Below are 16,982 nucleotides of genomic sequence, written 5' to 3'. Positions count from 1 at the left end.
CGGTGGATATTCAAGCAAAGCTGGCTGCCGGTAAGGGGCCGGGATATGAACGCTGGGCGAAGGTATTTAACATTAAGCAGATGGCCGCCGCTCTTGCCTATATACAGGACAATAACCTGACCGATTATGAGCAGTTGGCGAAGAAAGCCACCGAGGCGGCAGACCGTTTCCATGTTATTTCCGAACAGGTCAAGCAGACGGAGCAGGCCATGAAAACCAATGCCGGGCTAAAGGCCGCAACGGTTCAGTATGCCAAAACCCGCCCAGTCTTTGAGCAGTATAAGGCGACGAAGTACAGCTGGAAATTCCTTGCGGAGCATGAGGCCGACCTTGAACTGTACCGGGCTGCACAAGCGGAAATGCGCTCTCTGCTGGGCGGGGCGAAGCTCCCTAAAATGGATGTGCTGAAGGAGGAAGGCCGCAAGCTCACAGCAAAGAAAAAACAGCTCTATGGAGAATACCAGAAGGCACGACGGGATATGCAGGAGATCGTCACGATCAAGGCGAACATTGACACTCTGATGGGCTACACCGAGCCGGGAAGAAAGCAGGAAAAGGAGCGTTAAGGTTATGAAAATAAGGAGCAAAGCGACGCTGACACTTCGGGCCATGTTGGCCCGAAGATACGGGTTTGGGGCGAGCCCCAACAAGCCGCCTTTGTGCCACTTGTGGCCACAGAGGCATTGCTTGCCACTTAGCGGCAGCCCCTAAAATGGCGCAAAAAAACAGAGGCCCTTATTCTGGAACCTCCGTTTCTCTGGCTTTCTTAATGCCCTCGGCTGTGGCTTCTATTACGACAAGCTCTTTTTCATTCATGGAGTTTAGAAGCACATCAATGTGCTTTCTGCAAGAACTTGACCTTGCCCCTCCGTCCGCATGAATAAACTGGTCAACTGAAATGTCAAACATGGTAATGAGTTTAACAAAAAGGTCAAAGCTGGGATACTGACCCTTGTTCTCAATATTCATAATGGTACGGGAGTCACGGTCTACTAATTCCGCAACATAGGCTTGTGTCCAGCCCTTTTCTTCTCTGGCTCTTTTGAGAGCCGCCCCGAGGCCGTGAAAGTCAAACCTTCTTTCATCTTGGTTCATTCTCATATCACCCTATATCATTCTACATTTCGTGTTAGATTATGAGAATGTAATGAGATTTTACATTAAGTAGTATTTTATTTCGCTTAGACTTGCATACAAATTTTTATTAAGTTAAAGTTTACAAAAGAGAGCAGAAAAAGCGAGGATTAAATTTCTTATATCAGGTATGATGTCAAAAAGGAGGAATCTGTATGGAATGGTTGAAAAGAATAAACAACGCCATAGATTATATAGAGCATAATTTGGATAGTGACATATCTTACGATGAAGCTGCCCAGATAGCGTGTTGCTCAACTTATTACTTTCAACGGATGTTTTCTTACATTACAGGAATTTCATTAGCTGAATATATAAAACGCCGTAGAATGACACAAGCTGCTTTTGAATTACAACGAACAAATAAAAGAGTGTTGGAAATTGCCTTAAAATATGGGTACACATCTCTATCAGGGGCGGGATGTGAAGGAGGACAAGGACAGGTGCTTAAAAGACCAGATACTTGTTATCGCTCCCCACGAAGCACTCATTTCCTCTGACACATGGCTGAAATGCCGAAAAAAACTTATGGTAAATACCACCTTCCAGCAGGGACGGAAACCGAAAAATACTTGGCTGGCCGGAAAAATCAAATGCGGGCATTGTGGGTATGCTCTGAAAGCCACCCATGTACCAAACAGCACCGGATATTTCCGCTGTACCAAACGGACGGAAAACAAAGGCTGTCCGGGCTGCGGGAAAATCCGCAAAGAAGAATTTGAGCAATTCATTTTCTCGGCCATGCAGGAAAAGTTCAAAGACTTTCAGATACTCCACGGCAGAGAGGAAAAAGTCAATCCGAAACTGACCGCCTATCAAGTGGAGCTGGCACAGGTGGAGTCAGAAATTGAAAAGCTGCTTGATACGCTGACCGGAGCCAATGCGACCTTGCTTGCCTACGCTAACAAAAAAATTGAAGAACTGGACACCCGACGCCAGACCATTTCAAAGGCAATCGCCGAATTGAGTGTTGAAACCATATCGCCCCAGCAGATAAAGAAGTTATCCTATTATCTCGACAACTGGGACAGCATAGATTTTGACGACAAAAGAAAAGCCGCCGATGGTTTGATCTCTACGATCAAGGCCACCAGCGACCGTGTTCAGATAGAGTGGAAAATCTGACATTTCCGCTCTATCGCCCCTCATTTCTATTTTATCTTGTTTGTACCCCTTGTACACCGATGTTTTTCCCAATTTAAGGAAACCGGATATGAATTATTTGATAAAAAATTCCGCCAGAAAAAAACGTTTTGTCTTTCCTGACGGAATTTTCTGGCTATTTTTTAGCTGCAAAATGCTGCAAATGCCAGATATGTATTATAGATATCCAGTTTCGATGCCAGCTCAAATGGGGCATGCATGGATAAAATCGGAACACCCATATCCACAACATCTACATCCATGCCAGCCACAAACAGGGCAACCGTGCCGCCGCCGCCGACGTCTACTGCGCCCAGCTCGCCGATCTGCCAGTATACGCCTGCCTCATCCATGATCTGGATCACTTTCGCCATCGTCTCCGCGCTCGCGTCGTTGCTGCCGGATTTGCCACGCGCACCCGTATATTTCGTCAAAACGACACCCTTATTCAGATAGCAGGAGTTTTTTTCTTCAAATACGCTCGCAAACGTCGGGTCATACGCCGCATTGACATCCGCCGACAGGCACAGAGAATGCTTCAGCACTTTGCGGACATCCACATTTCCTGCCTTGCACAGTCCCTCGATATAATGCAGGGTAAAATCGGAATTTAAGCCGGTATTTCCAACGGAACCGATCTCCTCTTTATCTGCCAGAATCGTAACAGTCGTATATTCCGGGGACTTGACTTTCATCTCTGCGGTCAGTGCCGTGTACGCGCACACCTTGTCATCCTGTCCGTAAGCGCCGACCAGGCTGCGGTCCAGACCGACATCCGTTGCTTTTACTGCCGGCACAAATTCGATCTCTGCACGCAGGAAATCCTTCTCCGTCATGCCGAAGCGCTCATTTAAGATCGACAGCGCCAGCAGCTTGACCGGCTCCTTGATCGAGTCTTCTTCCTCGCACGGGTACGGCAGGGATCCAACAATGATATTTAATTCTTCGCCCTTGATGCCGTCTTTCAGTTTCCGCTCATTCTGCTGTGCGGCAAGATGCGGAAGCAGATCGGTCACGCAGAAGACTGGATCGCCCTCTTTTTCGCCGATGCAAATATCCATCGAGGTGCCGTCCTTTAAAATCACAACGCCGTGCATCGCCAGCGGGATCGTCGCCCACTGGTATTTGCGGATGCCGCCGTAATAATGGGTCTTGAAATATGCCGCCTCTGCCTTCTCATACAGCGGGTTCGGTTTCAGATCCAGGCGCGGGGAATCGATGTGAGCCACGTTAATGCGGACGCCGTCCTCCAGCGGACGTTTTCCGAACGTGCTCATCAGAAGCGCTTTCTTGCGGTTGATCTGGTATACCTTGTCGCCCGGCTGATAGATTTTTCCTTCTTCGAACTCCTCATAACCAGCCTCTTTCAGGCGGAGCACCGCCTCGCGCACAAATTCGCGCTCGGTCTTTGCCGCATTTAAAAACTCCTTATATCCCTCGCAATATGCAAATGCCTTTTCCTCCTGCTCCGGGGCTTTCTTTCCAATATTAGGAAATTCCCAGATCAGTTTTTCTCTCTGTTCTTTCGCTACTGACATATCCTTCCTCCTTTTGCAAATCATTTCTTTTTCACTATCGTATCACTATCCAGCAGAATCGTAAATGGTCCATCGTTTAAAAGCTCGACCTTCATATCTGCCCCGAAAATACCGTGCTCGACCTTCCGCACCTGTCCGGCGCAGCGCGCCAGCGCGTGTTCGTAAAGATGGTTCGCCAGTTCTGGATTTCCCGCACCCGTAAAGCCCGGGCGGTTTCCGTGGCTGCAGTCCGCGTACAAAGTAAACTGGCTGATCAGCAGGATCTCGCCATCCACATCCGCCAGCGAACAGTTCGTCTTGCCGTTCTCATCCTCAAAAATACGCAGCTTGCACATTTTATCCACCATTTTGTCGGTGATTTCCTCCGTGTCGGTGTCGCTGACGCCCATCAGCACCATATATCCACGGCCGATCGAGCCGATCAGCTCGCCGTCTACCTTTACACTCGCGTGTTTGACTCTCTGTAGTACAAATCTCATGTTTTTCTCCTGATTTTTATTTTTCCTGTAATCTTTCTTTACCGCAGCAGCGCCCTCAGCCGCGCCAGCAGATTCTCCGCATTTTCCTCGCCCAGAATGACCTCCCGCGCCAGGATCGGCCGGTCGGTGATGATGTTATCGACGCCGATCATCTTCATTCGCTCCAGTTCACTCTTTTTATTGACCGTCCAGACATGAACCTCCTTACCACAGGCATGGACGCGCTCGATCAGCTTCCGGTTCGCTGAACTGGAGATCAGGCTGATAAAATCGATCGCATCATCCTCGTAATAGCTTCCATATGCTGCCGACAGGATATAGCCCGTATAAATATCCGGATCCGCCGCCTTCACCCGCTTTAAATAAGAAAGACTCGTCGATGTCACGACGCACTGTTCTACGAAATCATTCTCCCGGATACAGTCCACGACCTTTTCCGGCAGATCGCTCGACGCGCCGGCATATTTGATCTCGATGTTCAGCATCATCCGTCCCCTGACATATTCGATAACGTCCTCCAGCTTCGGAATCCGCGTCCCGCTGTACTGCTCCGAATACCAGCCACCGGCATCTACCTGCTGCAGCTCATCCCAGGAAAGCGATCGGATCGTCCGCCGCGTCCCGTCGATCCGCTCCAGAGTGCTGTCATGGAACAATACCAGCACACCATCCCGCGTCTCCTGCACATCCAGCTCTGCAAAATCCGCCATCTGATCGACCGCTGCCTCCATCGCAGGCATCGTGTTCTCCGGTGCGCTCGTCGATGCGCCCCGATGCGCTGTGAGCTGCACTTCCCTCAGCTGATCCGCCGCCAGCACATTGCCCCGGTAAAAAGCGTCGTACATTGCTCCGGCGCTCAATGCCGTCAGAAGTGCCAGCGCCGCCATCCGGTTGCGGCGGCTCATCCACGGAAGACCCGCATGTTCGCCAGCTTCAAACTTCCAGCGCTCTTTGTTCTGACGTTTCCGGTCCAGCTGCACATATAACACCGTCAATGCGCCATAATTGACCGACATCAGCGCGATGCTCATGAGCGGCATCAAAACCATCTCGATCCGGTCGCGCGCCTCTAAAACCAGAATCAATTCCAGACGCCGGTCCGCAAACCAGACAGCAAACACCGCCACAATCACAACCGCAATCAGATAGAGCACCACCGTTACCGCCGTAACTGCCAGATTGCACAAAACAAGCGTCCCAACTACCTGTACCCGATTACCGCGCAGCAGCTCCCTGCTTCGCAGAAATCCGCCCCGAAACGACCGCTGCTCCAGCATACAGCCAAAACAGATAAAAATCGTCGGAAGTGAAATCACAACCGCGCCAACAATCACGCCAACCAGTAAAAGCCGCCCCCAGTTCTCCGCCAGAAGCGCTGGAAGGATAAATTTGACCGCCTTCACATGACATAACATCCGGTAAATCAAAAATGAATGAAGCACCAGGCCGTGAACCGCCAGCACCAGAAACAACCTCAGATTCCGCTTTCGGATCTCTGATACCGTCAGACGGATGCCTGCCGCAAACATCGAAAAAGCGCTCATTTTCCGCGAGAGTGCCGCCGCCTGATATGCCGCCAGAAGTCCCGCCGCCTCGATGGAAACTCCCACCAGTAGGATCGCTGCCATCAAAACCAGAATCGCGATCGTAACCGGCCGCAGCAGGTAGGAAACCAGATTGCTGACCGTCACATAACTGTAGCCAGACGCGCGCACCGACAGCCGGAACAGCGCCGCCACTGCCTGCAAAAGAAGCGGCAGCGTGAGCAAACGGAAAGCCAGCTCAAACAGCAGAATATTCCCCCCATTTACCTGAACAATCTGCTTTGTCTCACCCATCCGCCTGCGTATCTTCATTTTCTTCGTCTCTTACTCTCCGGCTTCTTTCCGGTTCCCGGACGCAGCTTCCCCGCTCCGTTTCCCGTCTTTCGGCTCCTGCTCGTTCCCCGCGGGCACATCCTCCCGCTCTGCTTTCTTCATTTCCTCCGCCACTTTCGCAGCTTCCTTCTCCTTCGCCTGTTCCTCCGCAATCTTCGTGATCGCCTGATTCAGGGAAAACATCTTATTATCCAGCATATCCGCCATATCCGCGCAGGCTTTCAGTTCCTGCTCCAGATAATCCGGCGCATTTCCTTCAAATTTATAATAAATCTTGTGTTCCAGACTTGCCCAGAAATCCATCGCTATCGTCCGTATCTGGATCTCCACCTTCGTATCCACCGGACCATCGCTTAGATAAATCGGGATCGTCACAACCATATGGTAACTCTTGTAGCCGTTCGGCTTCGGATTCTTGATATAATCCTTCACCACCAGCACTGTCACATCCGACTGACGCGCGATCATCTCCGCGATCCGGTAAATATCCGGGCTGAACGAGCAGATAATACGGATGCCCGCAATATCGCTCAGATGCTCAATCATGTTCGGGATCGTCACCTCATGTCCACCGCGTTTAAGCTTCTTGACGATACTCTCCGGTGTTTTCAGGCGCGATTTGATGTGCTCAATCGGATTGTAATTATATAAATGAATAAACTCGTTATTTAGAATTTCAATTTTCGTGTTAATCGCTTTCAGGGCAGAATTGTACAGAAACATGACTGTCGTCCACTGGTCAAGCTGATTATACGTCTCAGGGATATTCAATTTTCCCTCTCCTTTACTGCTATTTAGTCAAATTTAAAGCCCTTTAACAGCTCAGCAAACCCGGTTGTCGCCTCGCCTGACTCATGATAATTAAATACTTCCTCTTCCGGCGCTTCGTCCGGCTCTACCTCTTTCATGCTAAGGCTTAGTTTGCCATTTGCGGTAGACAGGATTTTCACCGTCACTTTCTGTCCCACCTTTACGACTGCACCCGGATTCTCCACGCGCTTTTTACTCATCTGGGAAACGTGTACCAGTCCGCTTAAGCCATTTTCCAGCAGAACAAACGCGCCGTATGGCTTGATTGTCTCGACCGTTCCTTCCATGATCGCGCCGGTCTCACAACGCGCAATCCGGCTCTTCTTCTCCGCATCCTGTTTTTCTCTCGCCAACTCTCTGCCGGACAGGACGAGACGTTTCTTCTCCTCATCCGCCTCAATCACCAGCACCGGAATCTTCTTTCCATTCCAGCTGTCCAGATCCTCGACATACGCTGCATCCAGTCTCGACGCCGGTATAAAGCCGCGCACGCCTTCCACCATCGCAACCGCACCGCCGTTTACGACCTCGGAAATAGTAACCTCAAGCGGTGTGCGCTCATCGAGCAGCTGACGGAAATGTTCCCACGTCATCCTGTCATTCGCCTCCTTGCGGGATAAAACGACATTGCCCTCGCCGTCGTCGGTCTGAATTACCGTTGCCGTGAGCAGGTCGCCCGGCTGAATCTCTTCTTTCATATTAAAATCCGGATCATTGCTCAGATTCTCACGGTCAATCACGCCCTGAGCAAAATATTTCAAATCCACCAGCACCTGGTCGTCCGTCACTGCAACAACCGTGCCAGTCACAATATCGCCCTCATGCAGACGCTTGAAAGACGCCTCCAGCTCCTCGGCATAGTCCTCCATTGTCTCTACCAACTCTTTATTCTCATCCATCCTGGTATTTCTCCTTTCCGTTCCTTCTACACTCTTTTGGGTGGCAAAACTCTATTGACTATTTAACCATATTCCACCCGATATTTCCAGAGTGAATTTGTGAAAATTATCTTAAAATCGATTCGCTACCGCCCGATTCACAGCCTCTGGTTTGCAAACATCCCACCGGAAACAAAAAACATACCTTGCTGAAACCGCACGAAGTTTCCTATGCCACAAAAGACCGCACATGCCTGCGCCTGTGCGGTCTACGTTTACACACACTTCACATCACAGTTTACACGTTATGTAAACTGCAATGCGAATTCATTCATCCAACACCCGTCTCCGCATCTTTCTCCAATCCATGGTTCTTCTGCCAGAATGTCACACCGCCAACCAACACAAGTCCCAGAAGATCCGTCCATGCGCCCGGATCCATCATGCACAGACCGCCCACGATCAAAACCAGCCGCTCTACAACGGACAGCCATCCAAACAGAAAACCGTTAAGCGCCGCCGCAATCCCGAAGATACCGAGCAGCGAGGTGATGCAGATCTGCACAACCTGCAGTGCATTCGTGTCGATGAATACCATCGCCGGGTTAAATGCCAGAATATACGGCACGATAAAAGCGGCAACCGCCAGCCGCGTCGCATTGAGCGCCGTTTTCATCGGAGGCGCTTTCGCGATCGCGGAACCCGCATAAGCTGCCAATGCCACCGGCGGTGTGATATCCGCCACGATTCCGAAATAGAAAACAAAGAAATGCGCGCAGACCAGATTGATCCCGATCTCCGGTGCAATCAGAATCGGCGCACAGGTCGCCGCCATAATACAGTAATTTGCCGTCGTCGGAACGCCCATGCCAAGCACGATACAGCATAACATCGTCAGGAACAGCGCGATCAGCGGTTTTCCCTGGGAAACTGCCACAATTGCCGTGATCAGCTTCGATGCCAGACCGGTCGATGTGATACATCCAGCCACCAGCCCCGCCATCGCACAGGCAACCGCCACCGTGATCGTGCCGCGTCCGCCTGCCTCCAGCGCATCCACAATCTTTTTCAGCGTGATCCGGTTATTCCGGTTCAGAGCACCGACCGCAATCGCGGCAAAGATCGCTACCGACGCAGAAAACTGCATCGTAAATGTATTTGTCGATACCAGCACCACCAGCACAATCAACGGTGCCAGCAGATAGATCTGTTTCATCAGCACCCGCATCTGCGGCAGTTCCTCCCGCGGAATTCCACGAAGTCCCAGTTTCTGTGCCTCCAGATGCACTGCGATATAAATACCCGCAAAATACAGCACTGCCGGAAGAATCGCTTTCAGCGCCACCGTCGCATACGGCACGCCCATATATTCTGCCATCAGGAATGCTGCCGCGCCCATGATTGGCGGCATGATCTGCCCGCCGGTCGAAGCAGCCGCCTCCACCGCTCCGGCAAATTCCGGGCGGTAACCACATTTTTTCATCATCGGGATCGTGACCGAACCCGTTGTGACAGTATTTCCAACCGAAGATCCCGATACCATCCCGCAGAGCGCCGAGGAGATAACCGCCACCTTCGCCGGACCGCCCGCCGAGGAACCGCAGAGACAGTTCGCCAGGTCGATAAAAAAATTCGAGATCCCCGTCCGTTCCAGAAACGCCCCGAAAATGATGAAGACCACAATATATTTTGCACAGACATTGATCGGCGTATTCATAACGCCGCTCGTCGTGTAAAATAAATCATAAATAACCTTTCCAAAGCGCACCGTCGCAAATGTATATACAAGCAGCGCACCGACCACACAGAGAATCGGGATTCCCACACAACGCCTGCAAAGTTCCATCAGCGAGAGCAGCGCCAGAATCGCCATCAGCACCATAACCGGATTCTTCGTGACCCGCGTCGCCAGCTTAATGATCGCATGCGAGTTCGCCGCAAAATAGAAAAATGGAACCGCCCCCACTGCCATCAGAACCCAGTCGTACCACGGCATATGGTTGATGCGTCCGTCTCCCTTCTGAACCGGATAATGCAGATACCCGAGAATCAGAATCATTCCCAGAAACATCGACAACCGGATTTCCGGCAAGGCGGTACTGAAAAGCGTCACATAAATGCTGTAAACGGAAAATAATACCGACAGCCACCGGATGATCGATGCTGGTTTCCCCTGCCAGACGCGCGTGTTGGACTCGCGGTCATATTTTTTCATGACTAACTCAACATCCGCAGCTGTCCCTGTGTCCGAATCGCCCTTTTTCAGGCTTTCACGTTCCAGGTATTTTAGATCTGGTGCCCTGTTTTTCTTTTCCTTCCATTCACCCATTCGTATAACCCCCTTTCATACTTCATTTCTGGGTTTCCCCCTTATTTCACCGGCACCTCCATCCCTTTCTCTGCGAAATAATCCGCTGCTCCCGGATGATACGGAACCGCTGTGACCGAAGTGGCAAATTCAAGGTTCAGCTCCGCTCCCTTCGCATGCGCCGCCTTGATGGAATCCATATTTTCAAAGACGCCATAGCAGAAGTTATAGATATCCTCTGCCGGAACGTCATCGCGCGCCACTACTACCGCACCGACAGCCACCGTCCTGATATCCTCATCCGTTCCATACGCGGACGCTGGGATCGTGTTTTTGCTGTAATATGGCGATTCTTTAATCAGCTGATCCATATGCTCATCGTCCAGGCTGACGAGATACACATCCTTCGTCGCTGCCAGGGAAGTGATTGCGGTCGTCGGCGCACCCGCTACGACAAATGCCGCATCAATCTTGCCATCCTGCAGCGCCTCTGCGCTGTCCCCAAAGGATTGATACGTCGGATTTATATCTTTTTCGATATCCAATCCATATGCTCCCAGCACATCCACCGCATTATAATAGACGCCTGACCCCGCCGCGCCGACCGAAACATTTTTGCCTTCCAGATCGGCTACCGACTGAATCGACGGATCCAGCGTAACAATCTGCACCTGCTCCATATAGAGCGCCGCCACGGTCGAGAAATCAGCAACTTTTCCATATTCTTCAAAGAGATTCGTACCATTGTAGGCATATGCCATGACATCCGACTGCACAAATCCCAAATCCGCATCATGTGCATCCAGCGCCTCGATATTTGCCTGCGAACCGCCCGATGTGATCGCCGTCACCGAAGTGCTGGTCGATTCCCCTATCTTTCCTGCAAGCACGCCGCCAAATCCATAATATGTACCCTGATCGCCTCCCGTCGTGAAAATGAGGCTGGTTCCGCCATCCTTTCCGCCCTTTTTCGTGTCTGTCACCTGCGCAGCGCCAGCCCCACTCTGACTTTCTTCCTGTCCGCCTGCTGTGTTACCGGCAGTATTCCTCCCGGCTTCATTTTTACCTCCCGCAGATGTCTCTGCCGATACTCCTGTCGTTCCGGTACTGCCGCATCCCGTCAGCGCCAGCCCTGCCGCCATCGCCATGGAAATTGCTACTGCCATGTGTCCCTGCATTCTCGTTTTTTTCGTCTTTTTTGTTCTTCTCATTCTCTCATTCTCCTCCCTGCTTGAACATTTACGTCTTAGATAGACTGTCAAAAATTACCATTACTATTTTATGTGTGGGAGGGAAGAATTATTCCTTGGGACGTTAGTGCCTTTTTGCGTAATAGGGAATTCCAAGGAATTTCCTATTACGCAAAAAAGACCGCTGAGCCGGACTTCCTGTCGCCAGGTTGTCCGAATCAGCAGTCTCTTTATGTAACTGCGTTATGCAATTATATTACTTATACATTCACTCCATATGGTATGGGGAACTACTGACTACCAGCAGATACCCTGAGCCATCATAGCATCAGCAACTTTCTGGAAACCAACGATGTTAGCACCAGCTACCAGGTTGTAGCCTAAGCCGTATTTCTCAGCTGCTGCTGCGGAACCGTCATGGATACCAGTCATGATCTGATGCAGTTTGGAATCAACTTCCTCTGCTGTCCAGCTGTATCTCTCGCTGTTCTGGCTCATCTCAAGACCAGATACAAGAACGCCACCTGCGTTAACAGCCTTGGACGGAGCTACTACCATGTTCTTCTGCTCCATTAAGAACTTAAGAGCTTCGTTGGTAGTTGGCATGTTAGCAACCTCGATGTAGTACTTAAGGCCGTTAGCAACCATCTTCTTAGCCTCTTCCATACGAACGTCGTTCTGAGTAGCAGCCGGCATAACGATGTCAGCCTTAACGCCGAACGGTTTCTCACCTGGGAAGAACTGTACGCCGAACTTGTCTGCGTAATCCTGAACTTTGTTACGTCCAGATGCTCTCATCTCCAGCATGTAGTTGATCTTCTCTTCAGTTACAACACCTTCCGGATCATAGATGTATCCGTCCGGACCAGACAGGGTAACAGCCTTAGCACCCAGCTCAGCCAGTTTCTTGCAGATACCCCAAGCAACGTTACCGAAACCAGATACAACAACGCTCTTGCCTTTGATGTCATCGTTCTCATGTTTCATAACTGCTTCTACATAGTAAACAGCGCCGTAACCAGTTGCTTCCGGACGTACCAGAGAACCACCGAAGGACATTCCCTTACCAGTGATAGTACCGTTCTCGAATGCACCACGGATCTTTCTGTACTGGCCATACAGGTAACCGATCTCACGAGCACCTACACCAAGGTCACCAGCCGGGATATCTACGTCCGGTCCGATGTGACGATATAACTCAGTCATGAAGGACTGGCAGAATCTCATAACCTCTGCATCGCTCTTGCCGTTCGGGTCGAAGTCAGAACCACCCTTAGCACCGCCCATCGGCAGGGTTGTTAAGCTGTTTTTGAAAGTCTGCTCGAAGCCTAAGAATTTCATGATAGACAGGTTTACAGAAGGAGCGAAACGTAAGCCTCCTTTGTACGGTCCAATAGCGCCGTTGAACTGTACACGATAGCCACGGTTTACATGAACAGCGCCGTTGTCATCTACCCACGGTACACGGAACTCGATAGTTCTCTCCGGCTCAACCATTCTCTCAAGAAGAGCAACCTTCTCGTACTCCGGATGTGCATCTACAACCGGACCCAGAGTGGATAATACTTCCTCTGCTGTCTGAAGGAATTCGGCTTCATGTGCGTTTTTCTCTTTGAGTTCTGCAAGAACTCTGTCAACATACTTGCTCATTGGATAATACCTCCTGATATGTATATAAGTTTGAATAGTTCACTGAACTATGGTTACCACAAATACTTGACGATGGTTTCATCAATCTTGTACATAATTCCCTCTGGTTCCAAATTGTTTTTGTGAACTTTTCTGTTTCTATAATGTATTATAGATCATTTCTTCGTCAGAATCAAATAAAAATAGTGTTATAGATGTTATTATTATTTGCTTATGGAGTTATATTGTTCCTGATTATAACTCGGAGATGGACAACGAATGTGTCCTGGCACATTCGGGCGTCTCGCGCGGTCGCTTGCGACATATTTCTGCTTCGTGTGAGTGCGCATCATTGGCACGTTAGCGCCTTTTTGTGTAATAGGGAATTCCAAGGAATTTCCTATTACGCAAAAAAAGAGGCCTGCCAAAAAGCAGACCTCTTGAAATTCGCATCTATTAGCCCAGGAAGCTGATGAATCCTGTCAGGATAGTTGCGTTTACAAAGTCGATGAATAAGGAACCTACCAGCGGAACTACCATGAATGCAGTCGGAGCCGGACCATATACGCCGGTGATTGCCTGCATGTTTGCCATAGCGTTCGGGGTAGCACCCATACCGAATCCACAGAAACCACTGGTCATAACAGCAGCATCGTAGGATTTGCCAAGTACGTTGAATACAACGAAGTTTGCATAGAAGAACATAAGTACTGTCTGTGCAAGAAGCATAACTACCATCGGTACAGCCAGCTCAGCTAACTGCCACAGCTTCATATCGATCATAGCCAGACCCAGGAATACGGAAAGGGAAGCACCGCCCAGTGTGCTGATCTCTTCCATCGGGATCTCTTTGTTCTGAACATCCATGATGTTACGGATGATAGCACCAACTAACATTGCGCCGATGTAGAACGGGAATGTCATAAACTTGCCAAGGAACATGGATACGATAGTACCAGCACCGATAGCAACGATTAAGTACAGAAGACCGTCAAGGATTCTAGCGGAATCGATTGCACCAGTCTCATCTGTCTCTACAGTCTCAGTCTTAGTAGCTGCCTCAGCAACTGCGGACAGTTTGTACTTACGGATCTTAGCAGTTGCAATAGGACCACCGATTACGCAGCCTGCAACCAGACCATAAGTAGCGGAAGCGATAGCTACAACGCTCGCATTTGCTACGCCTAATTCCTCAAGTAACGGTCCGAAGGAACCAGCAGTACCGTGACCACCTACCATCGGGATGGAACCGGTTGCCAGACCCAGACGAGGATCCAGACCAAATACGCTTGCCAGACCAGCACCCAGGACGTTCTGAAGAATTACCATAACAGCTGACAGAGCCAGGAATACAACTGTCTGAACGCCGCCCTTCTTCAGCATACGGAAGGATGCTGTAAAACCTACGCTACAGAAGAAAGCTACCATGAATACGTTTTTAAGTGTCATGTCGCAGGAAATTTCCAGAATGCCCATGCCTCTTACGATGGTATGAACAATTGCATAAAGGAAACCACCAACTACAGGTGCCGGAATACAATACCGACGAAGAATAGAAATTTTAGCTACCAGAATACGTCCCAGTAACAGTACAAGTGCCGCAACTGCGGTTGCCTGATACATATCAAGCTCGATTGTCTTCATACAACTACCTCCAACCTATTTTTTTTCTTGCTCGCAGGTGTATAATACTGTAGCCCCGACAAAAAACTACAAGATCCATCATAAAAACATAAAATTTTTATAACATTTTTTTAACTTATGATAAACAGATTGGAAATTTTTGTAAATCTACCCGTTATACCTCACGATCTACCGCCAGCATCAGGCTGTCGATGAACTTTTTGATGCTGACTTTGCCGCCGTAACGGCGTTTACCGCGAATGTGATCCATCTCTGCCCGGATTTCCTCGAATGGGAACAGGGTGCTGGAGTATGCAGTAAAGGTTTCATTCATGAAATCCTCAATACCCAAATGTGCCAGGTTCGACATGCCGACCGCGATCGCACGGCGGACACGCTGCTCCATGTTCTTCGGCGCATCGCTCAAAAGCTCGCAGAGCTGACCGATGCTGACCTGGGAGATCGGGCGTCCGTTGTTGTGCAGATACTCGCAGATCCGAAGGATATCGTCGCCGCCCTTCTCGCCGGACATGCCGAGACGGTTTAAAATGTAAAGCACCTTTCTGCCGTAACCGTCATCTTTTTTCTTCTCCTTCGGCATATCCGCGATCTCTGCCATGAACATTTTCTTAATATTCGTCAGTGTTTTCTCATTCTTGATCTGCTCATCCACATTACGGATGACCGATTTTACCTCAATGATATTGATTGGCTTGCTGATGAAGAACTCAATGCCCGCATCGTATGCCTTGCCGATCAATTCTTTTGCCGCCACCTGGGAAATCATGATGCATTTTGCCTTGCAGCCTCTTTCCCGCAGTTCGCGCATGACCTGAACACCGTCCTTTTCCGGCATCAGGAAATCAATCAGAACCATATCCGGATTCTTTGCCAGGATATCATCCACATCCGCCGGCTGTCCCTCTGAAGTTCCGCAGACAATTCCCAGATCATTATCTTCAATAATATCCTGCAGGACGCTGATCACTGACATATCATCTTCAACAATATAAATCTCCATTTACTCTATTTCCTCCAATTTCGCTATCGGTATCTCAATATGGAATTTCGTTCCTCTTCCCTCTTCCGAATCCACTGAAATACTACCTTCAAACTGCTCCTCTACCGCGTTTTTCACACCGCAGAGCCCGACGCCTCTATATATATTGCCGGTTTTTTCATCAAACTTCGTTGAATATCCCATATTGAAAATCCGTGGGAGATGTTTTTCTGAAATTCCCGGTCCGTCGTCCGCTACTTCAAACACATAATTGCCATCTTTTTTGTACTCCCGAATCCAGATCATCCCACTTTTTTTCGTCGATTCGATCGCTTCCACCGCATTTCCTACCAAATTTTTGAGAATCGTCATAAGCTGGTAGTGTTCCTGCGTCATAAAATTGTCCCGGCAGTCAAACATCAGACGGATATCCAGCTTTTTCTCCGCCATGGTCCGGTAGGTGGATGATTCCAGAATCCGAAGAAGATCCTGCAGGCTCATCGTTTCCTCGTTCGACTCTTCCTCGATCGCCTCCTCAATGCCCTGAATGATGCGGATGTAATCTTTCTTGATCTCATGGACATCCCGCGCTATCTCAAGTCCCATCTGCTGCATTTCCCGTGGAAGATCCTTTTCCAGAATCTGCTCATAGAGCTTGTATGCATTGCTCATGACGCGCTCGATCTCCTCGGTGTTCTTATGCATCAGGTAAATCTCAGTCTTGAGTCCCGTTGTCATAAGAAATAACCGCTGATAACGGCTCTCATGATCCGCTTTCGTAAGAAGAAGCCGGTACTGCTGTTCTCCGATCAGTGCCAGTGCCACAAAAAGTGTGCGGACTGCGGCGATCATAAAAAGCTTTTGAATTATATCCGGTCCCGGCATCGCATTGTTTTTAAGAAGCGCCGCCAGGAAGTTTTCGAATATATTCGAGCATAAGTCACAGAAAAATGCCGCCGCAATCACATTTTCCAGATTCGCGATATGTTTATTCCGGATCTGCAGCTTGAACATCATGCCGTACACGATATAAAAGAATGCTCCGGGCATCGCAAGCTGTACCAGCATCTCGGATGGCATTCCCTGCAGATAATATATCACAATTCGGAATAAAAAAACAATGATCGACGTCACCGTACAGATCGTCATCGTGTGAATCTGGCTTCCGACTGTCATAATCAGCACCGGAAGCAGGATAACCGACGCTGACACACGGAAATTGTTGACAAATACGTTCCAATAAAGCTGCGAAGTTATCGCTATGATAAAGCCTATCGCTAATGTTCGTCTCCAGGATTTCATTTCTGCCTTTCTCCCTCTTTAAATAGTACAATTTCACATAGCTTTTAGCCTGAGTAAAACAGTTTTTGCAT

Annotated in this window: 12 protein-coding genes and 3 pseudogenes; 3 read left to right on the top strand and 12 right to left on the bottom strand. The window is 49.4% G+C overall.

Annotated features, from left to right (window positions below; all coding sequences use genetic code 11):
* Window positions 1-566 (top strand): annotated as a pseudogene (locus DWY89_RS04150) (hypothetical protein); the annotation flags it as partial.
* A gap of 169 nt (window positions 567-735) precedes the next feature.
* Here the strand turns inward: DWY89_RS04150 and DWY89_RS04145 are convergent.
* A complete protein-coding gene (locus DWY89_RS04145; RefSeq protein WP_173900632.1) occupies window positions 736-1,101 on the bottom strand; it encodes a helix-turn-helix transcriptional regulator in 366 nt (121 codons plus the stop codon).
* Window positions 1,102-1,289: 188 nt separating this feature from the next.
* Between DWY89_RS04145 and DWY89_RS04140 the strand changes: the two are divergent.
* Both DWY89_RS04140 and DWY89_RS04135 read left to right on the top strand, forming a co-directional pair.
* A pseudogene (locus tag DWY89_RS04140) lies at window positions 1,290-1,541 on the top strand (AraC family transcriptional regulator); the annotation flags it as partial.
* Window positions 1,537-2,259 (top strand): annotated as a pseudogene (locus tag DWY89_RS04135) (recombinase zinc beta ribbon domain-containing protein); the annotation flags it as partial. The pseudogenes DWY89_RS04140 and DWY89_RS04135, both read left to right, overlap by 5 nt.
* A 161-nt stretch (window positions 2,260-2,420) precedes the next feature.
* Here DWY89_RS04135 and DWY89_RS04130 read toward each other — a convergent pair.
* The 11 genes from DWY89_RS04130 to DWY89_RS04080 form a co-directional block, all read right to left on the bottom strand.
* On the bottom strand, window positions 2,421-3,815 hold the full coding sequence (locus tag DWY89_RS04130; RefSeq protein ID WP_117796254.1) for an aminopeptidase: 1,395 nt from the start codon (window positions 3,813-3,815) through the stop codon (window positions 2,421-2,423).
* A gap of 20 nt (window positions 3,816-3,835) precedes the next feature.
* Window positions 3,836-4,294 (bottom strand): D-aminoacyl-tRNA deacylase, encoded by a 459-nt coding sequence (dtd, locus tag DWY89_RS04125; protein WP_022359969.1) that lies wholly within the window; start codon window positions 4,292-4,294, stop codon window positions 3,836-3,838.
* A gap of 38 nt (window positions 4,295-4,332) precedes the next feature.
* Window positions 4,333-6,150 carry a glycerophosphodiester phosphodiesterase family protein gene (locus DWY89_RS04120; RefSeq protein ID WP_117796255.1) on the bottom strand — a complete coding sequence of 606 codons (1,818 nt, stop codon included), beginning with the start codon at window positions 6,148-6,150 and terminating at the stop codon, window positions 4,333-4,335.
* 12 nt (window positions 6,151-6,162) lie between these two features.
* Window positions 6,163-6,894, bottom strand: a complete 732-nt coding sequence (locus DWY89_RS04115) for a GTP pyrophosphokinase family protein (RefSeq protein ID WP_333491423.1) — start codon at window positions 6,892-6,894, stop codon at window positions 6,163-6,165.
* A 71-nt stretch (window positions 6,895-6,965) separates the two neighbouring features.
* Complete coding sequence (locus DWY89_RS04110) at window positions 6,966-7,880, bottom strand: S1 RNA-binding domain-containing protein (RefSeq protein WP_107000639.1); 915 nt, start codon at window positions 7,878-7,880, stop codon at window positions 6,966-6,968.
* A gap of 310 nt (window positions 7,881-8,190) precedes the next feature.
* Window positions 8,191-10,188, bottom strand: coding sequence for a TRAP transporter permease (locus DWY89_RS04105; RefSeq protein ID WP_182434486.1), 1,998 nt, complete (start codon window positions 10,186-10,188; stop codon window positions 8,191-8,193).
* A gap of 41 nt (window positions 10,189-10,229) precedes the next feature.
* Window positions 10,230-11,378, bottom strand: coding sequence for a TAXI family TRAP transporter solute-binding subunit (locus DWY89_RS04100; RefSeq protein ID WP_233430208.1), 1,149 nt, complete (start codon window positions 11,376-11,378; stop codon window positions 10,230-10,232).
* A 276-nt stretch (window positions 11,379-11,654) separates the two neighbouring features.
* The gene (gene gdhA / locus DWY89_RS04095; RefSeq protein ID WP_118524395.1) at window positions 11,655-13,007 is read right to left on the bottom strand and encodes an NADP-specific glutamate dehydrogenase; all 1,353 of its coding nucleotides are present in this window, start codon (window positions 13,005-13,007) and stop codon (window positions 11,655-11,657) included.
* A gap of 435 nt (window positions 13,008-13,442) precedes the next feature.
* Window positions 13,443-14,630, bottom strand: coding sequence for a sodium/glutamate symporter (gene gltS, locus DWY89_RS04090; RefSeq protein ID WP_107000641.1), 1,188 nt, complete (start codon window positions 14,628-14,630; stop codon window positions 13,443-13,445).
* A 154-nt stretch (window positions 14,631-14,784) separates the two neighbouring features.
* On the bottom strand, window positions 14,785-15,630 hold the full coding sequence (locus tag DWY89_RS04085) for a DNA-binding domain-containing protein (RefSeq protein ID WP_022359963.1): 846 nt from the start codon (window positions 15,628-15,630) through the stop codon (window positions 14,785-14,787).
* Window positions 15,631-16,911, bottom strand: a complete 1,281-nt coding sequence (locus DWY89_RS04080; RefSeq protein WP_107000642.1) for an ATP-binding protein — start codon at window positions 16,909-16,911, stop codon at window positions 15,631-15,633.
* Window positions 16,912-16,982 lie beyond the last annotated feature (71 nt).

This window comes from Clostridium sp. AF27-5AA (assembly GCF_003478415.1).
GTDB lineage: Bacteria > Bacillota > Clostridia > Lachnospirales > Lachnospiraceae > Otoolea > Otoolea fessa.
This window is presented reverse-complemented; position numbering and strand designations above follow the sequence as displayed.

Bases quoted from the DNA above. Each gene is read 5' to 3' on its own strand.
- DWY89_RS04145 (WP_173900632.1), bottom strand. From the start codon at position 1,101: ATGAGAATGAACCAAGATGAAAGAAGGTTTGACTTTCACGGCCTCGGG.
- DWY89_RS04100 (WP_233430208.1), bottom strand. From the start codon at position 11,378: ATGAGAAGAACAAAAAAGACGAAAAAAACGAGAATGCAGGGACACATG.
- DWY89_RS04120 (WP_117796255.1), bottom strand. From the start codon at position 6,150: ATGAAGATACGCAGGCGGATGGGTGAGACAAAGCAGATTGTTCAGGTA.
- gltS (WP_107000641.1), bottom strand. From the start codon at position 14,630: ATGAAGACAATCGAGCTTGATATGTATCAGGCAACCGCAGTTGCGGCA.
- DWY89_RS04085 (WP_022359963.1), bottom strand. From the start codon at position 15,630: ATGGAGATTTATATTGTTGAAGATGATATGTCAGTGATCAGCGTCCTG.
- DWY89_RS04110 (WP_107000639.1), bottom strand. From the start codon at position 7,880: ATGGATGAGAATAAAGAGTTGGTAGAGACAATGGAGGACTATGCCGAG.
- DWY89_RS04105 (WP_182434486.1), bottom strand. From the start codon at position 10,188: ATGGGTGAATGGAAGGAAAAGAAAAACAGGGCACCAGATCTAAAATAC.
- DWY89_RS04115 (WP_333491423.1), bottom strand. From the start codon at position 6,894: ATGTTTCTGTACAATTCTGCCCTGAAAGCGATTAACACGAAAATTGAA.
- dtd (WP_022359969.1), bottom strand. From the start codon at position 4,294: ATGAGATTTGTACTACAGAGAGTCAAACACGCGAGTGTAAAGGTAGAC.
- DWY89_RS04130 (WP_117796254.1), bottom strand. From the start codon at position 3,815: ATGTCAGTAGCGAAAGAACAGAGAGAAAAACTGATCTGGGAATTTCCT.
- gdhA (WP_118524395.1), bottom strand. From the start codon at position 13,007: ATGAGCAAGTATGTTGACAGAGTTCTTGCAGAACTCAAAGAGAAAAAC.
- DWY89_RS04080 (WP_107000642.1), bottom strand. From the start codon at position 16,911: ATGAAATCCTGGAGACGAACATTAGCGATAGGCTTTATCATAGCGATA.